At 68.7% G+C, this 18,612-nt stretch carries 18 protein-coding genes; 9 read left to right on the plus strand and 9 right to left on the minus strand.

Annotated features, from left to right (window positions below; genetic code table 11):
* Window positions 1–23: 23 nt before the first annotated feature.
* The 5 genes from G3I17_RS05525 to G3I17_RS05545 all read right to left on the minus strand — a co-directional run bounded on the left by G3I17_RS05525 (window position 24) and on the right by G3I17_RS05545 (window position 5,080).
* A complete protein-coding gene (locus G3I17_RS05525; protein WP_164594715.1) occupies window positions 24–758 on the minus strand; it encodes an ABC transporter permease in 735 nt (244 codons plus the stop codon).
* Window positions 755–1,654: an ABC transporter ATP-binding protein gene (locus tag G3I17_RS05530; protein ID WP_164594717.1), complete on the minus strand. Its 900-nt coding sequence runs from the start codon at window positions 1,652–1,654 to the stop codon at window positions 755–757. Before G3I17_RS05530 ends, G3I17_RS05525 begins: the two co-directional genes overlap by 4 nt.
* A gap of 172 nt (window positions 1,655–1,826) precedes the next feature.
* Window positions 1,827–3,236, minus strand: coding sequence for a glycosyl hydrolase family 18 protein (locus tag G3I17_RS05535; RefSeq protein WP_164594719.1), 1,410 nt, complete (start codon window positions 3,234–3,236; stop codon window positions 1,827–1,829).
* A 268-nt stretch (window positions 3,237–3,504) separates the two neighbouring features.
* On the minus strand, window positions 3,505–4,359 hold the full coding sequence (locus tag G3I17_RS05540; protein WP_343238213.1) for an EamA family transporter: 855 nt from the start codon (window positions 4,357–4,359) through the stop codon (window positions 3,505–3,507).
* A gap of 70 nt (window positions 4,360–4,429) precedes the next feature.
* Window positions 4,430–5,080 carry a TetR/AcrR family transcriptional regulator gene (locus G3I17_RS05545; protein ID WP_203589777.1) on the minus strand — a complete coding sequence of 217 codons (651 nt, stop codon included), beginning with the start codon at window positions 5,078–5,080 and terminating at the stop codon, window positions 4,430–4,432.
* A gap of 72 nt (window positions 5,081–5,152) precedes the next feature.
* Between G3I17_RS05545 and G3I17_RS05550 the strand changes: the two genes are divergently transcribed.
* The 3 genes from G3I17_RS05550 to G3I17_RS05560 all read left to right on the plus strand — a co-directional run bounded on the left by G3I17_RS05550 (window position 5,153) and on the right by G3I17_RS05560 (window position 8,209).
* Window positions 5,153–6,601 (plus strand): NAD(P)/FAD-dependent oxidoreductase, encoded by a 1,449-nt coding sequence (locus G3I17_RS05550; protein WP_164594723.1) that lies wholly within the window; start codon window positions 5,153–5,155, stop codon window positions 6,599–6,601.
* Window positions 6,602–6,692: 91 nt separating this feature from the next.
* On the plus strand, window positions 6,693–8,009 hold the full coding sequence (locus tag G3I17_RS05555; RefSeq protein WP_203589778.1) for a hypothetical protein: 1,317 nt from the start codon (window positions 6,693–6,695) through the stop codon (window positions 8,007–8,009).
* Window positions 8,006–8,209 (plus strand): hypothetical protein, encoded by a 204-nt coding sequence (locus G3I17_RS05560; protein WP_164594725.1) that lies wholly within the window; start codon window positions 8,006–8,008, stop codon window positions 8,207–8,209. The genes G3I17_RS05555 and G3I17_RS05560 overlap by 4 nt, the downstream gene beginning before the upstream one ends.
* On the opposite strand, the gene G3I17_RS05565 is transcribed toward G3I17_RS05560, so the two are convergent.
* Window positions 8,172–9,725 (minus strand): fibronectin type III domain-containing protein, encoded by a 1,554-nt coding sequence (locus G3I17_RS05565; RefSeq protein ID WP_164594727.1) that lies wholly within the window; start codon window positions 9,723–9,725, stop codon window positions 8,172–8,174. The two genes, G3I17_RS05560 and G3I17_RS05565, sit on opposite strands and share 38 nt — an antisense overlap.
* Before the next feature lie 47 nt (window positions 9,726–9,772).
* Window positions 9,773–10,342 (minus strand): GNAT family N-acetyltransferase, encoded by a 570-nt coding sequence (locus G3I17_RS05570; protein WP_164594729.1) that lies wholly within the window; start codon window positions 10,340–10,342, stop codon window positions 9,773–9,775.
* 53 nt (window positions 10,343–10,395) lie between these two features.
* Between G3I17_RS05570 and G3I17_RS40435 the strand changes: the two genes are divergently transcribed.
* On the plus strand, window positions 10,396–11,010 hold the full coding sequence (locus G3I17_RS40435) for a TetR/AcrR family transcriptional regulator (RefSeq protein WP_343238214.1): 615 nt from the start codon (window positions 10,396–10,398) through the stop codon (window positions 11,008–11,010).
* Here the strand turns inward: G3I17_RS40435 and G3I17_RS05580 are convergent.
* Window positions 10,962–11,720: a MerR family transcriptional regulator gene (locus tag G3I17_RS05580; protein WP_164594739.1), complete on the minus strand. Its 759-nt coding sequence runs from the start codon at window positions 11,718–11,720 to the stop codon at window positions 10,962–10,964. The genes G3I17_RS40435 and G3I17_RS05580 overlap by 49 nt on opposite strands.
* Window positions 11,721–11,835: 115 nt before the next feature.
* Between G3I17_RS05580 and G3I17_RS05585 the strand changes: the two genes are divergently transcribed.
* The 3 genes from G3I17_RS05585 to G3I17_RS05595 are packed head-to-tail and all read left to right on the plus strand — an operon-like array spanning window position 11,836 to window position 15,484.
* Window positions 11,836–13,647: a hypothetical protein gene (locus G3I17_RS05585; RefSeq protein ID WP_164594741.1), complete on the plus strand. Its 1,812-nt coding sequence runs from the start codon at window positions 11,836–11,838 to the stop codon at window positions 13,645–13,647.
* Window positions 13,644–14,465 (plus strand): SDR family NAD(P)-dependent oxidoreductase, encoded by an 822-nt coding sequence (locus tag G3I17_RS05590; RefSeq protein ID WP_164594743.1) that lies wholly within the window; start codon window positions 13,644–13,646, stop codon window positions 14,463–14,465. The genes G3I17_RS05585 and G3I17_RS05590 overlap by 4 nt, the downstream gene beginning before the upstream one ends.
* Window positions 14,462–15,484, plus strand: coding sequence for an alpha/beta hydrolase (locus tag G3I17_RS05595; RefSeq protein ID WP_203589779.1), 1,023 nt, complete (start codon window positions 14,462–14,464; stop codon window positions 15,482–15,484). The genes G3I17_RS05590 and G3I17_RS05595 overlap by 4 nt, the downstream gene beginning before the upstream one ends.
* Here the strand turns inward: G3I17_RS05595 and G3I17_RS05600 are convergent.
* Window positions 15,481–15,879 (minus strand): DUF6855 family protein, encoded by a 399-nt coding sequence (locus G3I17_RS05600; protein WP_164594744.1) that lies wholly within the window; start codon window positions 15,877–15,879, stop codon window positions 15,481–15,483. The two genes, G3I17_RS05595 and G3I17_RS05600, sit on opposite strands and share 4 nt — an antisense overlap.
* A gap of 55 nt (window positions 15,880–15,934) precedes the next feature.
* Between G3I17_RS05600 and G3I17_RS05605 the strand changes: the two genes are divergently transcribed.
* Together G3I17_RS05605 and G3I17_RS05610 are read left to right on the plus strand one after the other, a co-directional pair.
* Entirely contained in the window at window positions 15,935–17,080 is a 1,146-nt protein-coding gene (locus G3I17_RS05605) for a CoA transferase (RefSeq protein ID WP_164594746.1), read from the plus strand.
* 85 nt (window positions 17,081–17,165) lie between these two features.
* Window positions 17,166–18,602 (plus strand): NAD-dependent malic enzyme, encoded by a 1,437-nt coding sequence (locus G3I17_RS05610; RefSeq protein WP_164594748.1) that lies wholly within the window; start codon window positions 17,166–17,168, stop codon window positions 18,600–18,602.
* Window positions 18,603–18,612 lie beyond the last annotated feature (10 nt).

An 18,612-nucleotide genomic window follows, 5' to 3' on the forward strand; every position in this document is an offset into this window, starting at 1 on the left:
GATTCACGCTAGCCGTTCGGTGCTCAGGCGCGGGCGGTGTCGGCGCGGAATCGCCGCAGCGCGATGCAGCCGAGGACGACGGTCCAGCCCAGCACGACGTACACCGCGTTCAGGTCCAGCCCGTTCTGCGACAGTGCGCTACGGGAGCTCTGTCCGGTCCAGTACGCGGGGGTCAGCTGGGCGATGTGCTTCATCACCGACGGCATCGAGTCGACCGGCAGCCACAGTCCGCCGAAGGCCGCGATCAGCATCGTGCTCAGGCCGGTGATCGGCTGCACGCTGTCCGGCTTGGCGACGTACCCGATGACCAGACCGATCGCGGCGAACGGCAGCGCGCCCAGCCAGGAGACCAGCCCGACGGAGATCCACTGGGAGGCGCTCAGGTGCACGTGCCCGGCCGTCATACCGAAGAGGAAGACGACCACCAGCGGCGGGATCGCCAGCAGCAGCGACAGGATCACCTTGCTGATCACGTAGGCCTGCGGCTTCAGCGGGGTGAGTCGCAGGGTGCGGTTCCAGCCGCCGTCGCGTTCGGCGGCGATGATGCCGCCGCTGCTCATCGCTGCCGACATCGAGCCGAAGATCGCCATACTCACCATCACATAGGCGATCGCGGAGATCCCGCTCTGGCTGGCGTCCTTGGGGATGGTCAGGCCGAAGATGGCGAACAGGATCACCGGCATCAGGATCGCGAAGATCACCACCCGCCGGTTCCGCAGCGTGCGCCTGATGTCGAACTTCAGGTAGTCGAGATTCATGCGAGTGCCTCCTGCTCGGCGCCGAGCGCCAGGACGGCGTCCTCGAGGTCGGCCGAGGTCACCTCGATGTCATGGGCGGGGGTGTTGCTCAGCAGATAGCGCAGCGTGTCGTCGGAGTCAGCGCACTTCAGCAGTACCACGTCGCCGCGCGTCTCGACGTTGTCGACGCCAGGCAGCGACGCCAGCATGGCCAGATCCGCACCGGGGATCGTCGCCCGGATCGTCCGGCCGGACACGCTCGCCTTGATCTGCGCGGCGGTGCCGTCGGCAACGACCTTGCCGGACCGCATCAGCACCACGCGGTCGGCGTACGCGTCGGCCTCTTCCAGGTAGTGGGTCGCGAACAGTACGGTCCGGCCGCGCGCGGTCTCGGCGTGCATCGAGGCCCAGAAGTCGCGCCGGGACTCGACGTCCATCCCGGTGGTCGGCTCGTCCAGCACGATCAGGTCGGGCTGCGGGATGATCGCCATCGCGAACCGGACGCGCTGCTTCTGCCCGCCGGACAGGCCCTTCATCTTCCGGCCGGTCAGGTCGGCGATACCGGCCCGGTTGAGCGCTTCGGCGACCGGCATCGGGTCCTGGTGCAACCCGGCGACCAGGTTCAGCAGCTCGCCGACCTTGGCGTCCTCGATGATGCCGCCGCTCTGCAGCATCACACCGATCTTGCTCGCGGCGATCGCCTCGGCCGGGGTCGAACCGTAGACCTCGACGGTGCCCTGGTCCGGCCGGACCAGACCGAGCAGCATCTCGATCGTGGTCGACTTGCCGGCGCCGTTGGGGCCCAGCATCGCGACCACCTCGCCCGTCCGGATGGTGAGGTCCACCCCCGCCACGGCCTGTACCTCGCCGTACCTCTTGGTCACGCCGCTCAGGGTGACCGCAGTCGTTGTCGTCATACCGAGAAGACTGCCGCCGGACGGCGGACCGGCCCTGGATCGGGCGTCACGACCCAGCCATGACATCCGTCAGCCATCGCTCAGGGTCGGTGATCAGGGTCGTCCGGCAGTGTCGTCTCAAAGGGAGAAGCTCCCCGCCAGGACGGCGGGGAGCTTCTCGGGGTGGTACAGGTCAGGCAGGAAGGGTCCAGAGCTGGTTGGCGCTGCCTGCGCAGGTCCAGATCTGCAGCCGGGTGCCGTCGGCCGAGCTCTGGCCGGTGGCGTCCAGGCACTTGCCGGACGACGGGTTGAGCAGGTTCCCGTTCGACTGCGCCTGCCACGACTGGGCGCCGGTGCCGTTGCAGTCGTACAGCTGAACCAGTGAGCCGTTGGCGGTACCAGCTGCGCTGACGTCCAGGCACTTGCCCAGGGCCCGGATGGTGTTGTCGGTGCCGACCGTCCAGGTCTGACCGGCGCTGCCGTTGCAGCCCCACAGCTGGACTGCCGTGCTGTTCGCGGAGCTTCCGCCGGCGACGTCGACGCACTTGCCGGCGATGCCCTTGATCGGGCCGGTCTTACCGGGCTGCGGGGTGGTGGTGCCGCCCGCGGCGTCGAAGATCGCGCTGACCAGCGAGGTACTGCCGGTGGTGTCCTGGGACAGCTCCCAGTTCATGATGCCGCCGGCGTTGGCCACTGCCCAGGTGGTCTTGCGCTTGATCGTGGGGATGCCGTTGTAGCACTGCTGGCCGCCGCTGTTGATGCAGTCGACGTTCGCGTTGGCCGGGTTCATCGCGACGATCTGCGCGTAGGTCAGGTAGCCGGGCCGGCTGTAGAACGGGACGCCGAGCACGGTCTTGGCCTTCGGCAGACCACGGTTCTTCCAGAAGTTCGCCGAAGCGATCGACCAGTCGTAGTTGGCGTGCGGGCTGCCGCCGTCGTACGCCATGATGTTCAGCCAGTCGACGTAGCCGAAGACGGCCGGCTGGACGCCGTTGGCGGTACCACCCTCGGAGACGACCGCGGCGGTGAGGAGCTTGCCGTTGGCGTGCAGGGTGTTGCTCAGCTGCTGCATCAGCGCGGTGTAGTTGTTGCCGGAGGTGCCCGGGTCCGGGTACTCCCAGTCGATGTCGACGCCGTCGAGACCGTACTGGTTGATGACGCCCATCACGCTGTTGACGAAGGTGGTGCGGGCGCCGGAGTTGCCGGCCAGCGTCTCGAAGTTCGAGTCGTTGCCGTCGTTCCAGCCGCCGATCGCGAGCGAGACCTTGACGCCGTTCTGGTGGCCGAGGCTGACCAGCTGGGACAGCTTCGCGGTGTTCTCGATGCCCTGCAGGGTGCCGTTGGAGTTCGGCAGCGCGAACGCGTAGTTGATGTGCGTCAGCTTGCTGTACTGGATGGCGGTAACGCTGCCGGACCACGACGGCATGTAGCCGACGCTCTTGAAACCGGCGGGCAGCGCGGCGGCGGCGCTGGCGGCAGCGGGGGCGGCTGCGGCGGCCTGGGACGCGTCGGCGTGAGGCGCCGGCGCGAAGGTCGCGATCAGGCCGGCGGTGCCGGTAGCCAGTGCGAGGGCCGCGACGGCCACTCGACTTCGGAGCTTCATCCTTGACGACTTCATGGGGGCGGTTGTCCTTTCGGATGGACCCTCGCGCCGCACCCGGCTGGCTCAACAGATCGACGAAAGCCGTCCGGTCGCGGCAGGCGCGAACAGACGGTGTCGTCTTCTCAAGCACCTTCCGGGGGCGGCTGTTGCGAAGGTGAATATAGAAGAGATCTGACCGAAGTCATGGCAAGTTTGCTCGGATGTCTCACCGTCGTCAAGACGTCGCGAGAGGTAAGAATGCGCATTCTCGCGGTGGAGATCCCATGAATTAGATATCCGGTGCCTCTGACCTCGATGTCCTGGTGATCGCGATCGAGGCGGCCACGACACAGGCCATGCCGGCCAGCTGGATGGCTGCGAGGCGCTGGCCGAGGATCAGGAAGCCGGCGGTGGCGCCGACCGCGGGCTCGATGCTCATCAGGATGCCGAAGACGACAGGCTTCATCCGGCGCAGCGCGAGCGTCTCGAGCGAGTAGGGGAGGACCGACGAGAGGACGGCGATCGCGAGTCCGATCGCGAGGGAGTGCCAGTGCAGCAGTTCGCTGCCCGCGGTGATGAGACCGGCTGGGGCAGTGATGAGCGTGCTGATGACCATGGCCAGAGCAAGGCCGTCGAGCTGGGCGAACCGCCGGCCGGTCTCGGCGCTGAGCAAGATGTAGCAGGCCCACAAGGCGCCGGCGAGCGCGGCGAACCCGACGCCAAGCCAGTTGACCGCGGACAACTCGTGCCCGTTCACCAGTACTACGCCCAGCGCGGCGCCCGCGACGGCGAACACGTCTCTTCGCTTACGCGACATCGCTGCGGCCAGGCCGAGTGGCCCGATGAACTCGATGGTGACGGCGACACCCAGAGGGAGCCGCTCCAGCGAGAGGTAGAAGGAGAGGTTCATCAGGCCGAGGACGACGCCGAAGGCAACAACTGCGAGGAGGTCCCGCTTGGTGCGGTTCCGCAGGCTGGGTCTGGCGATGAGCAAGAGGATCGGCACCGCGAGCGCGAGGCGGAGCGAAACGGTGCCCGCGGCCCCCAGGTCCTCGATCAGCTTGGCGGCCAGGGCACCGCCGAACTGCACGGACACCACGCCGCCCAGGACCATCGCCGTCGGGGGCGGCCGGAATGTACGCACAAACGGAATCACATCACGCCGAACCGCCAGCCCATCAACCGCGGGGCTCCGTGGGTGGCGGTTCGGGGCCCTACCCGCGGAGTGAGTCGAGGCCGCGCCAGAGGAGCTCTTGGAGGGTGCGGGCGAGCTTTTCGGCTGAGGGGGTGCCGCCGTTGCGGGTGCGCCAGACGGCCAGGCGTTCGGTGGCGCCGGAGACGCTCTGGGCGACGATCTGGATCTCCTCCTCGTCGACCGGGCGGCCGGCGGGCAGGTTGAGCCGGACCATGGTGGCGATCAGGCCGACGAACTCGGCGCGCACCTCGTCGGCGGCCTGCGCGGCCGGGCCGGCCGACAACATGCCCTCGTCGACCATCACCGACCAGGTCCGCGGGTGCTCGTCCAGGAAGGTGAACCAGGCGACGAAACCGGCGTACATGGCCTGTTCGGCGTCCGGGGCGGCGACGATCGCGTCGGAGACGGCGTCCAGGAGCTGGGCGCGCAGGCGGGACAGGCAGGCGAGGAAGAGTCCGTCCTTCGAGCCGTAGTACTGGTAGACGAGCGGTTTGGAGACGCCGACCGCGGCGGCGATGTCGTCCATCGAGGTGCCCTGGTAGCCGTGCTCGCCGAAGATCCGCTCGGCCGCATCCAGGATCTCCCGCTCGCGCGCCGCCCGATCCCGCCGGCGCTTCACCGGCACCGCGCTGCCGTTCGCCGGTACTGCGCTGTCCGTGGTCGAGGTCACTTGCACACTCTAACTGACTCGGAGTAACTTACTGGGAGTAAGTTCAAGTCGTCGGCCTCTGGAGGGTTCCTCATGACCGCTCAGCACCGGATCGTGGTGATCGGCACCGGGTTCGCCGGGATCGGGATGGCTGTGCGGCTGAAGCAGGCCGGCTATCACGACTTCGTCGTACTGGAGCGCGCCGACGACGTCGGTGGGACCTGGCGGGACAACACCTATCCGGGCTGCCGGTGTGACGTGCCGTCGCACCTGTACTCCTTCTCATTCGCGCCCAACCCGGACTGGTCCCGCACGTTCTCGCCGCAGCCGGAGATCGAGGCGTACCTGCAGAAGGTGACCGACGGCTTCCGGGTCCGCCCGCACATCCGCTTCGGGCATGCGGTCGAGTCGGCGCACTGGCAGGGCGACCACTGGCTGATCCACACCAGCCAGGGCGACTTCACGGCTGAAGTACTGCTATCCGGGATGGGCCCGCTGGCCGAGCCGTCGATCCCCAAGCTGCCCGGGATCGAGTCGTTCGAGGGCGAGGTCTTCCACTCCGCGCAGTGGAACCACGACCTGGACCTGAGTGGCCGCAAGGTGGCGGTGATCGGGACCGGCGCGTCGGCGATCCAGTTCGTGCCGGCGATCCAGCCCGACGTCGAGGAACTGCACCTGTTCCAGCGGACGCCGCCGTGGCTGATGCCGCGGCCGGATCGCAAGATCACTGCCCTCGAGCGGCGGATCTACCGGGCGTTTCCCCTGGCGCAGAAGGCGGCCCGGGCTGCCGTCTACTGGAGTCGTGAGTCGACCGTGCTCGCCTTCGCCAAGCTGCCCCGCCTGATGAAGCTGGGGCAGCGGGTCGCCGAACGGCACCTGCGCGAGCAGGTCCGCGATCCCGAGTTGCGCGCGAAGCTGACGCCGGACTTCACTCTCGGCTGCAAGCGGGTGCTGCTGTCCGCCGACTACTACCCGGCCGTCGCGCAACCGAACGTCGACGTCGTCACCGATGCGATCACCGAGGTCACCCCGACCGGGATCGTCACCGACGACGGCGTGAAGCACGAGGTCGACACGATCATCTACGGCACCGGCTTCCGGGTCACCGACCTGCCGGTGATGGACATGCTGCACGGCCGTGACGGCAAGACGCTGCGCGAGGCGTGGGTCAACGGGATGGAAGCGCATCTCGGTACTGCGATCGCCGGCTTCCCCAACTTCTTCCTGCTGATCGGGCCCAACACGGGGCTCGGTCACAGCTCGATGGTGTTCATGATCGAGTCGCAGGTCGCCTACATCCTGGACGCGCTGCGCACGATGGACGCTGACGGGCTGCGCGAGGTCGAGGTGCGGCCGGAGGTGCAGCGGGAGTTCGTCGACGGCGTCCGGTCGTCGATGCGCAACACGATCTGGACTCGCGGCGGCTGCACGAGCTGGTACTTGGACTCCGAGGGGCGAAACACCACCCTCTGGCCGTCGTTCACCTTCAAATTCCGGCAGCTGACCAGGCGCTTCGACCCCTCGCAGTACAGCACTCGCTGAGCGGCGCCCGGCCCGCTCCAGCGAGGTCTCGCTATGCGACATCGAGCGTGTTACATTCGATCGGTCAGATAGCGAGTCGATCGGAGGCGCCGTGGCGCTGCTGCTGCTCCCGCTGCACGGCGTCGGTGGCCGGGGCGACCTGCCCGTACCGCTCTGGCTGGCCAGCTACTCGGCCGCCGCCGCAGTGGCAGTCTCGTTCTTCGCCCTCGCTGCCTTCTGGTCCAAACCACGCTTCGAACTCACCGCCGGTACGCCGTTGCGCGGGCTGACGCGGGTGGTCGACGCCCGGCCGACCAACTGGTTGCTCGAGGCAAGCGGATTGGCGGCGCTGGCACTGTTGCTCGGGGCATCGTGGTTCGGCAGCAGCTCGCCCGGCCTCAACCCGGCGCCGACCTGGCTCTACGTCTGGATCTGGGTCGGCATCATCCCGGTCTCCCTGCTCTTCGGGCCGGTCTGGCGCCTCGCCAACCCGCTCCGCACCGTCGCCGGGCTGGTGCCGCGGACGTCGTACCGGGCACTGCCGGCCGGGATCGCGTACTGGCCGGCCGTTGCCGGCCTGCTCGGGTTCCTCTGGCTTGAGCTCGTTTTCCCCGATGGCTCGGAGCCGCTCGTCGTCGCGATCTTCGTGACCGGCTACTCGCTGGTGAATGTTGCCGCGGGCATCATCTACGGGCCGCGCTGGTTCGCGATCGGTGACAGCTTCGAGGTGTACGCCGAGGTGCTCGCCAAGCTCAGCCCGCTCGGCCGCGACGCCCAGCACCGGCTCGTCCTGCGCAACCCGCTCGCCGGGCTCGCCACGATCCCGCAGGAGCGTGGCATGGTCGGGCTGCTCTGCCTGCTGCTCGGATCGACCGCGTTCGACGGCATCAGCCGTTGGTCAGCGTGGACCAATCTGACCGGTGAGCTCGGCCGGACCGCGCACCTCCTCGTCTACACCCTCGGCCTGCTGGTCGCGGTCGGTGTGGTCTCGACGCTCTTCCTCCTTGCGGCGCGGGCGACCGGCTCGGCCAGGATCCGGCCAGGCGGGCTCGGGAACGCCGGTCTGCCGGGTGCGTTCGTGCATTCGCTGGTGCCGATCGCGATCGGGTACGCCGTCGCGCACTACTTCTCGTTCGCGATGTTCCAGGGGCAGGAAGGGTTGCTGCTGGCAACGGATCCGTTCGGCCGCGGCTGGGATCTGCTCGGGGTCGGTACGACGCGGATCGACTACGCCTTCCTGGGTACCGGTTTGATCGCGGCCGTCCAGATCGGCGCGATCGTGCTCGGACACGTCCTCGGGGTGGTGTCCGCGCACGATCGCGCGACCCATCTGTTCAGGCGGCGTCAGTTGCGGCGGGCGCAGTACCCGATGCTGGCGGCGATGGTCGCCTTCACCGCGGGCGGGATCGCGCTGGTGACGGCCTCATGATCGCGCTGCACCTGGGCGGGGTGCCGGAGCTGGCGATGTTCCTCGGGCCGATCCTGCTGATCATCGCGTTCGTCCGGATCGCCCGCCGCAACGACGCGAACGCGGTCGACGACGAGGACGACTGGGATGCCGACCTCGGCGACCTCGGAGACGTGACCAGCTCTAGCGGATCTTCACCGCGACTGCCGCACCGCTCCTGACGTTGCGGCCGTCGCTGACCTGGACGCGGTAGCTCACGGTCTTGCCGCTCGGCAGTCTGGTGTCGCTGAAGGTGGTGACGGCAGGCTTCACCCAGGAGTACGAACTGCGCTTCCAACTGGCGAGCTTGGTGGAGCCGCGGAAAAGCGTGTAGGTCAACGCGATGTTGTCCGCGTCCACCACGGTCGGGAAGCTGACCGTGGCCTTGCCGGCGCGCGTGCTGGACGCAGCCGGCGCCGCGGGGAGCGTCGGCCGAGCGCCACCCGGGGTGTTGGTGAAGCGCGTGAGCCCTTGCTGGGCGCCGCCGTTCACGCGGGTGAAGTCGCCGCCGACCCAGAGGTCGTTACCGCCTGAGGCGAACGCGAGCGGGCCGACCTCCGTCTCGCCGCCGTAGTCGGTGTTCGGATACCAGGGCCCGAGCTTGCCGGTGGTCGTGCTCTCGACCAGCAGGTGGTGATTGCCGGTACCGTCCTTGAAGCCGCCGTCACGGCTGCAGTCGTGCGCGTGGGAGCCCTTGTAGAGCCAGTTGCCGATCGCCTTGATCGCCTCGGTCGCGCCCAGGCAGTTGTTCTGCCAGAGCAGCTTGCCGGAGGTGGCGTCGGCGGCCAGGACGCCGTCGTAGCAGCCGCGGCCGCTGCCGGCGTTGGAGACGAAGACCTTGCTGCCGAGCGTGTCGATGTCCTTGACCCGGCTCTGGCAGTCCAGGTCCGGCTCCGGGATCGCCGCGGCGGCCGGCATCGTGTAGGCGTCGCCGGTCGTCGTGTTCACCATCGCCAGCGCGTAGTGGTCGTTGTTCTTGAGCTCGCTGAAGCCGCCGCCGACGAAGACGCGGGTGCCGTTGTCGGACAGGTCGATCGCGTAGACGTCGTCGTCCGCGTCCGGATCCCAGGGCAGCAGAACGCCGGTGGACAGCGTGACCGCGGCCACGTTGTTGCGCTCGGTGTTGTCGACCCGCCCGAACGAGCCACCGAAGTACACGCTGTTGCCGCCGATCGCGATCGCGGAGACGCGGTAGGCGACCACCGGGTCCCAACCGGCGACGAGCTTGCCGGTGGCGACGCTGAACATCGCGAGGTGGCTGCGCTTGACGCCGTCCACGGTGGTGAAGTCGCCGCCGATCACGACCCACTTGCCGTCCGGGCTGGTCGCGATGGACCAGACCGGCCCGTTGAGCTTCGGTGCGAACCTCGTCGGCACCCCGGTGGTCCGGTTGAAGGCGGCGATGTAGCTCCGGGCCGCGTCACCCTGCCCGAGGGGTTGACCAGGCTGCCGGATCCGGGTGAACAGCCCACCGGCGTACACGGTGTTTCCCGCGACGGCCAGCGCGTTCACGCTCGAGTTGGTCTGCCACGACACCTGCTTGACCGCGGACAGCGCCGACCCGAACCCGGACGTCGCGGCCTCCACCGGACGTCCCGACGGGATCAACGCCGCGGCGATCACGGCCACAGCGGTGACCAGTACCAGTACTGCCTTCTTCATCAACGTCCTCAGAACCGAGTCGACCGATCGTGACATTCTGCGACCAAACGATAACTCTCGGCGTGGGCGGAAGTTACGGCGGCTCAGCTCAGCGGCTGATCGCGCCACTCCTGCGCCCGCAGGGCGAAGACGAGTTCGTCGCACCACTCGTCTTTGAAATAGACGCTTTCGACCAGGTGGGCCTCTTGGCGCAGGCCCAGCCGCTGCAGCAGCTTGGCGGAGGCGGCGTTGCCGTTGATCACGTCGGCGTAGATGCGGTGCAGGCCGAGATCTTCGAAGCCCAGCCGGAGAACGGCCCGAGCTGCCTCCGCGGCCAGGCCGCGGCCGTGGTACCCGGTGTGCATCGCGAAGCCGAGCTCGCCCTGGCGGCTGGTGTCGCTGGCCCATTTGAGGAGTACTTCGCCGATCACCGTGCTGGTTTCGCGGAGTTCCATCGCCAGCACCAGCCACTGGCCGGGCTCGGTCAGGGCGTCCTGGGTCAGCTTCGCCTCGAGCGCGACGCGGGTCTGCTCGCGATCGCGCACCGGCCACGGCACGTACCGGACCACGTCGGGGTCCGAGTGGAAGGCGAGCAGGTCATCCAGATCGTCCATCCGGTGCGGCCGGAGGTCGAGGCGGTCGGTCTTGATCGGGTAGGCGGGGTGCAGGGACACCGGTACGCTCCTGTCTAATGGCGTTAGGCAGTCAACATACCGGAGGGGTCGCGGTGCGCGATGCGTCGTCCCATGCGGCCGCGGGGATCTCCGTCACGGCGATCGTCGCCGCGGCGCTGGCGGTGATCCGGGAGCGCGGGGTCGAGGGGCTCACGATGCGCTCGGTGGCCGAGCGGTTGAAGGTCCGGGCGCCCTCGCTCTACCACCACGTCCGGAACAAGGACGAGTTGCTGGAACTGGTTGCCCGCAATGCGTTCGATTCGTTCGAGGGCGACCGGCTCGCCTATCAGCAGGTCGAGACGCTCGACGACTGGATCGCGGTGACGACGGCGGGCTCGCTGCGGCTGCGCGAGTTCTACGCCGGCCATCCCGGACTGGCAAGGCTCATCCAGGCCAGGGCCACGCCGTACCGGGATGAGGGTGACGGCTCGCGCTCAGCCCTGGTTCGCGCTCAGCTGGATGCGCTGGTCACCCTCGGCATCCCTGAGCCGGTCGCGCGCCAGATCTTCGAAACCTGCGCCCGCTGGACGATGGCGGCAGTCGCCGCCGAACCCCTCTCGGGCCCTGACCTTTTCCCTTTTGGCTTGGAGCTCTTCCTGCGAGGTGTCCGGGCTTACCTTCAGCCGGTGGAAGGTAGCGCGTCCGGGGCGAGGCCCAGCTCCTCGTAGGCGACGACCTCGATCTCGCGGCCCATCGACTCGCGGAAGGCGGCGACCAGCGCCTGGCCCGCCAGCGGGATGATGTTCTCCAGGGTGCGCTGGATCTCCGGCCAGCCGTCGGCGGGCAGGCCCGCGTTGGCGAACTCGCGCCAGACGGTACTGCGGAACAGCTCGACATAGATCTTTGCGACCGCGTCTGCGTGGCTGAACAGCTTCGGCAGCATCTCGAAGATCGCCTCCAGCGGGACGCCGAGCTTGATCACCTCGAGGCCGGTGCGGAGCAGGTCCGGGTTCGGGATCCGGAGCCGGCCGTCGTCCTGGCGCTCGGCGATGCCCAGCTCGACCAGCTTGGCGATGGTGTCCTCGTTGTGCGGGATGCCCGCGCGCTCGGCCAGCTGCTGCTCGGTGATGATCTCGGGCTCGGTCGGCGACCAGGGGCTGACCAGCGTCTCGAAGACCCCGAGCGCCAGCGCGCCGTCGGGCAGCTCGCTCATCATCCGCTCGACCGCCGCCAGCGTGTAGCCCTTGTCGAGCAGCTCGCGGACCAGGGTCAGGCGCGCCACATGGTCGGCGCCGTAGTACCCGGTGCGGCCGGCGAGGCGGGGTGGCGGGATCAGCCCGCGGCCGGCGTACGCGCGCACGTTCCGCACGGTCATGCCCACCTTCGCGGCTAGCTGATCGACCGTGAATTCCTCGTCTGGGCCCGACTCGGCCGGCATCTGTCCTCCCACCCTTGACAGTCTTCCAGACTCCACGTTACATATCTTATGTAACATCACTCATGGCGTATGCCTGTCCTGCCGCGCCGCCCTGGCTCGAACGAAGGAGTGCCGTATGACCGTCCCCTTGGCGGCCAGCACCGGAACCGCGTCTTTCGGCCAGATCGCGATCGTCACCGGGCTCGTCTCGCTGATGTATCTCGCACTCGCCGTGTTGCTGTGGCGGGAACGCACCGGACGGGTGACGCTGGTAGGGCGCCTCGCGGACACCATCGGGAGACTGGACGGAGTCCCCCGATGGGCCGCGCTCACCCCCTACCTGCACGCCGTCTCGCTGCTCGCCTGCGCGTTCGGCGTCTGGTGGGACATCGCGGTGCACATCGACAAGGGCCGCGACACCGGCCCGTTCGGGACGCCGGCCCACTACCCGATCTTCTTCGGCATCCTCGGCGTGATCATCTCCGGCGTGCTGCCGATCGCGCTGGCCCGCAAACCGCTGCCGGCCCGGACGATCAAACTGACCAAGGGCTGGCGGATCCCGTGCAGCGCGGCGCTGGTGACGGTGTGCGGCACGTTCGCCCTGGTCGGCTTCCCGCTGGACGACGTCTGGCACCGGCTGTTCGGTGAGGACGTCACGCTTTGGGGGCCGACCCACTTGCTGATGATCGGCGGCGTCGTCCTCTCGATCTTCGCCCGGCTGCTCGCCTCGGCCGAGGTCGAGCAACTGGTCGGCCTCAACCTGCGCCGGCGGGCTCAGGAGATCATCGCCGTCGGCGCGCTGTTGATCGCCTGGGACCTGTTCAGCACCGAGTTCAACTACGGCGTACCGCAGTTTCCCTTGATCCTGCAGCCGATCCTGATCGTCTTCGGGTCGACGCTGGCCTTCACGCTGCTCCGGTCGCGACGCGGTCCCGGTACGACGTTCGGCGCGCTGGCCACCTATCTGGTGATCCGCGGCGGCATCGCCTGGGCGGTGGACCAGCCGCTCGGCCAGATCCTCGGCCACTTCCCGCTACTGATCGCCGAAGCAGTCCTGGTCGAATTGACGGCACTTGCCCTGGGCAACAGGAATCGCTTCCGGCTGGGACTCGTCGCGGGTGCGCTGATCGGTACCGTCGGCGTGGTCGCGGAGTACGGGTGGAGCCAGCTGTGGATGCCGATCCACTGGCCTTCCTCGATGCTCCCGTCGGCGCTGGGCTTCGGGCTGGTCACGGGTCTGGGCGCTGGGCTCGTCGGCGCATGGCTTGCCACCCGGTACGCCGAGGTGGCGGGCGAGGTGCGCCACACCCCACCGGTTCGCTTGACGCATCAGCTCGGCGCGGTCGGGCTGGTCGCAGTACTGGCTGCGCTGTTCTTCTGTGTACCTCGCTCGGCTGACCCTGGTGTGACTGCAACGGTGTCGCTGGAGCCGGTCGCGACCGGGTCGGAGCCGACGGCGTACGTGACGGTGAAGCTGCAGCCCGGTGATGCGGCTGACGGAGCGCGCTGGTTCGAGGCGCTGGCGTGGCAGGGTGGCGGGCAGATGACGCACGCGATGGAGAAGGTTGCTGACAGCACCTATCGCTCGACCGAACCGCTGCCGATGTACGGCAAATGGAAGTCGATGATCCGGCTGCACCGAGGTGCGCGGGACATGGTCGCGATGTGGGTCTACGCACCCGAGGACCTGAAGATCGAGAAGCCGGCCGTCCAGGTCTCCAACGGGGAGACGGTCGACTTCATCGCCGAGCAGCAGACGCTGCGGCGCGAGGAGCGGACCGACGTACCGCGCTGGATGTGGAACGGCGGCTACGCACTGCTCGCCGTGGTCGGGTCACTGGAGCTCGTCGGGATCGCCTGGCTCGTCGGCCGCGGCGCTCGCGGCGGGCGGCTCCGCGCCGCACACTTGGAGGCACAGGGTTCTCGGCGTGAGAAGGAGACCGCATGACGGGCAGGGCTGGTCTGCGCAAGGGTCGCGCTTGGGATCTGCGCGGCAAGAAGGCGCTGGTGACGGGTGCCGCCGGAGCGTTCGGGTCGGCGACGGTCGAGCAGTTGCGCGCTCGTGGCGCCGAGGTGATCGGGCTCGACCTGCAGAAGAGCGAAGACGTCATCGAGTGCGACCTGACCCAGCCGGACCAGATCCCGGGTGCCGTCGCTGAGGCGATCGAGCGGCTCGGCGGGCTGGACCTGCTGATCAACAATGCGGGCATCGGCGTACCGGCACTCGCCGGGGAAGTGCCGGATGCCGTTGCCCGCAAGGTGATCGAGGTCAACCTGTTCGCCGGCTGGGGTGTCACCGCGGCGGCTCTGCCGGTACTACGGGCCGCACGCGGCCGGGTGATCTTCGTGTCCTCCGGGCTGGCGTACGTCACGCTCCCACTCGCCGCGTCGTACCTGGTGTCCAAGCGGGCGATCGACACCTACGCGGACGCGTTGCGAATCGAGAACGGCCGCGCGATCGACGTGAGCGTGATCTATCCGGGCTATGTGCCGACGCCGATCCATGACGCGTCGCTCGCGCGTGGAGTCGACCTCGGACTCTTCGTGCCGGCCGAGAGCGTCGCGCAGGTGGTCGGGACGATCGTCGACGTGGCCGGGGCTGCGCGACCGCCGCGGAACCGGGCTTCCACCCGGTCGACCGGATTGGCCGTCGCTGTCGCGCGGCACCTGCCGTCGGTGGCCGACCGGGTGGTCCGGTTGCGGACGAACCAGCAGCGCCGCAAGGGTGGGCTGGGCGAGTGGAAAGACCGACTGGGGAAGATATGACGGTGCAAGCAGAGCTGGCCGGGGACGATGAGACGAAGCAGATGAAGCGGTCCGAGGGCGAGAGGGCGCGGCAGGCGGAACGCTCTGCGGTGGTCACGCCCGACGGGGTGCGGCTGCATGTCGAGACGACTGGATCGGCGGACGCGCCGGTGACGGTCGTGCTCGCCCATGGCTGGACCTGCTCGACACGGAGTTGGCATCACCAACTGGCCGGGCTGCCCCGGGTGCTGGGTTCGTCCGACGTGCGGGTTGTCGCCTATGACCATCGCGGGCACGGACGGTCGGAGGCCGCGCCGGCCGGCACGACGCGGATCGAGCAACTGGCGGACGACCTGGCCTTCGTACTCGACGAAATCGTCGGCGACGGGCCGGTGGTCTATGCCGGGCACTCGATGGGCGGAATGACCTTGATGGCGCTGGCCGAGCGGCGGCCGGAACTGTTCGGCTCTCGCATCGCGGCGGCGGCTCTGGTCGCCACCTCGTCGGGTCAGCTGAGCTCGCGGGCGTTCGGACTGCCCGCCCGGTTCGACGGCCCCGCGTCGGTGCTGGCCCCTCGGGCGATGCACCTCGCCGGAAGGCGGATGGAGCGGCGTGCGGCCGGCGCAGTACGAGCGGTGTCTCCGCAAAGCGCGTCGTCCTGGTTGCAGGGAGCATCGGCTGCCGCGCGGCGGCCGGCGCTGCGGCAACTGGTGTTCGGGAAGAAGGTCGATCCGGCCGAGGTCGACATCCTGATGGCGGATCTGGCGGTCTTGCCGGGGGCGTCCTTCGGTGGCTTCTTCGAAGCGATCGTGCGGCACGACCGTGGGCACGCGCTGGCGGTGCTCGACCAGATCCCGGTGGAGATCATGCACGGCACCCGCGACCGGCTGATCGCGCCGCGGCACGGCAACCGGATGGCGCAGCTGATCCCGTCCGCGCGACTGTGGATGTACCCAGGCGCCGGCCACATGCTGATGCAGGAACGGCCCCGGGACGTGACCCAGCGCCTGGCGTCCCTGGTGCGGAAGGTCCGCGCCTAGAGCGCCCGCATCCGGTTGTTGCGCGCGTTGTGCTCGACCTCGGCGAGCCCGAGCGCCTCGAGCACCGGCGGCACGTAGTTCGCGAACCGCCCGCGGAACCCCTTCTTCACCCCGTACCACCCACCGACGGGGTTGTCTTCCGCGCGCGCCCACGCCTCCACGGTCCCCGGCGCCGCGGGCTTCTGCTCGTCCGCGTTCCCCAGCAACATCCAGTCACCGTGCTTGCTGAGCATCGCGTGCAGATCCTCGACGCACCGCGCCTGATAACTCAACCTGGTGCTCCCGACCTGACAGACCAGCAGGTCGTCCTCCCGATGCATCTGGTACTGCGACCCGCCGGGCGGCGTACTCAACACCCACGGATCGTCCTTGGTCCCTGTCCCAGTGAACGCCATCACAACCCCCTCGTTTCGTGGCCCTTGAGTCGCAGGCTACGCCTAGGGTGAGCTGGTGCAGAACCTTCTGTCTGACCTGGTGGTTGTGGATCTGACTCGGGCGTTGTCGGGTCCTCATGCGGCGATGATGCTGGGGGATCTGGGCGCTCGGGTGATCAAGGTGGAGACACCCGCCGGCGGGGATGACAGCCGGGGGTGGGGGCCGCCGTTCGTGGCGGGGGAGTCGACGTATTTCTTGTCGGCCAACCGGAACAAGGAGTCGGTGACGGCGGACCTCAAGTCGGCCGAGGGCAAGGAGTTCCTGACCAAGCTGGTGGGCAAGGCCGACGTGTTGCTGGAGAACTTCCGGCCGGGGGTGCTGGATCGGCTCGGGTTCTCGGTCGAGCGGTTGCACGAGCTCAATCCGCGACTGGTGATCTTGTCGATCACCGGGTTCGGGCACGACGGGCCGGAGGGCGGGCGCGCCGGGTACGACCAGATCGCGCAGGGCGAGGGCGGACTGATGAGCATCACGGGTGCCGTCGAACCGACCAAGACCGGCGTACCGATCGCTGATCTGCTGGCCGGGATGTACGGCGCGTATGGCGTGCTCGCCGCGTTGCACGAGCGAGGCGTCACCGGGCGCGGCCGGGTGGTCCGGACTTCGCTGTTGGCGTCGGTGGTCGGAGTACACGCCTTCCACGGCACCAAGTGGACCGTTGCGGGGGAGTTGCCTGAGCGGGTCGGCAATCACCACGCGCAGATCGCTCCGTACGGGATGTATCGGACCAAGGACGACATCGTGCAGGTCGCAGTCGGCAGCGAGTCGCAATGGCAGACCTTCGCTCCTGTGGTCGGGCTCGACCCTGCTGACGAGCGCTTCGCCACGAACCCCCTCCGGGTCGCCCACCGCGACGAGCTGACCGCCGCCATCGAGACCGCCTTCAGCACCGAGCCCGCCGACGAGTGGCTGCGCAGACTCGGGGAGACGGGCATCCCGGCCGGTAAGGTCCGCGACTTCCAGCAGGTCTACGAATGGGAGCAGACCCAGTCGCAGGGCCTGCTCATCGACGTCGACCACCCAACCCTCGGCCGCATCCAGCTCCCCGGCCCGCCACTGCGCTTCGACGACAACCCGTACGCCGGCGCGCGCGAAACCAACCTGCCCCCACCCCGCCTCGGCGAGCACGACGACTCCGTCCGCGCCTGGCTCGAGGAGTAGCCGCGCGTCGCAGTACCGGCGCCTCCTTCTGCACTTTAAGTACAGAACCTCCGGGCCTTACCAGTGACGTGAGAGGATCACCCGCGTGACTGCCTTGCCGAGCGTTTCCTACTCCATCACCGTCCGCCTCGAGGTGCCTGCCGGTGGCTCCACGGTGAGCAAACTGACGACCGCGGTCGAGCAGGCCGGTGGCCTCGTCACCGCGCTCGACGTGACCGCCTCCGGGCACGAGCGGCTGCGGATCGACGTGACGTGTGCCGCCGCCGACACCGAGCACGCCGGCCGGCTGGTCGAGGCGATGCGCGCCGTACCGGGCGTGGAGATCGGCCGGGTCTCCGACCGGACCTTCCTGATGCACCTCGGCGGCAAGATCTCGATGGAGGCCAAGCACCCGATCCGCAACCGTGACGACCTCTCGATGATCTACACCCCGGGAGTCGCGCGGGTCTGTCTGGCGATCGCCGCCAACCCCGAGGACGCCCGCCGGCTGACCATCAAGCGCAACACCGTCGCGGTCGTCACCGACGGATCCGCCGTCCTGGGCCTGGGCAACATCGGTCCGGAGGCCGCGCTGCCGGTGATGGAGGGCAAGGCCGCGCTGTTCAAGCGCTTCGCCGGGATCGACGCCTGGCCACTGTGCCTGGACACCCAGGACACCGAGGGGATCATCGCCGTGGTCAAGGCGATCGCTCCCGGGTTCGCCGGGATCAACCTGGAGGACATCTCCGCGCCGCGCTGCTTCGAGATCGAGGCCCGGCTGCGCGAGGAGCTCGACATCCCGGTCTTCCACGACGACCAGCACGGTACGGCGGTGGTCGTCCTGGCCGCCCTGTTCAACGCGCTGCGCGTGGTCAACAAGGACATCAGCGAGGTGCGGGTCGTGCTGTCGGGCGCGGGCGCGGCCGGTACGGCGATCCTGAAGCTGCTGATCGAGGCCGGTCTGCAGGACGCGATCGTGGCCGACATCGCCGGCGTCATCCACACCGAGCGCGAGGGGTTGTCGCCCGAGCTGCGCTGGATCGCGGAGAACACCAACGCCGCGAAGTACAGCGGCGACCTGAAGGGCGCGCTGGCCGGCGCCGACGTGTTCATCGGCGTCTCGGCGCCGAACATCCTGAACGGCGCCGACATCGCGACGATGAACAAGGACTCGATCGTCTTCGCGCTCGCCAACCCGGACCCGGAGGTCGACCCGGCGGCGGCGCACGAGCACGCGGCCGTCGTCGCGACCGGGCGCAGCGACTTCCCCAACCAGATCAACAACGTGCTGGTCTTCCCGGGCGTCTTCCGCGGTCTGCTCGACGCGCAGTCATCGAAGGTTTCGATCCAGATGGAGCTGGCGGCCGCGAAGGCGCTGGCCAGTGTCGTCACCGACGATGAGCTGAACGCCGACTACATCGTGCCGAGCGTCTTCCACCCGGAGGTGCACACCCGGGTCGCGCACGCCGTCCGCGACGCGGCCGGTGGCAAGGCGCCGGCGGCGGAGATGTTCCCGGACGACTCACCCGGCGCGCTGATTTGAGTCGTTTGCT

Source organism: Streptomyces sp. SID13031 (genome assembly GCF_010548305.1).
Classification (GTDB): Bacteria; Actinomycetota; Actinomycetes; order Propionibacteriales; family Kribbellaceae; genus Kribbella.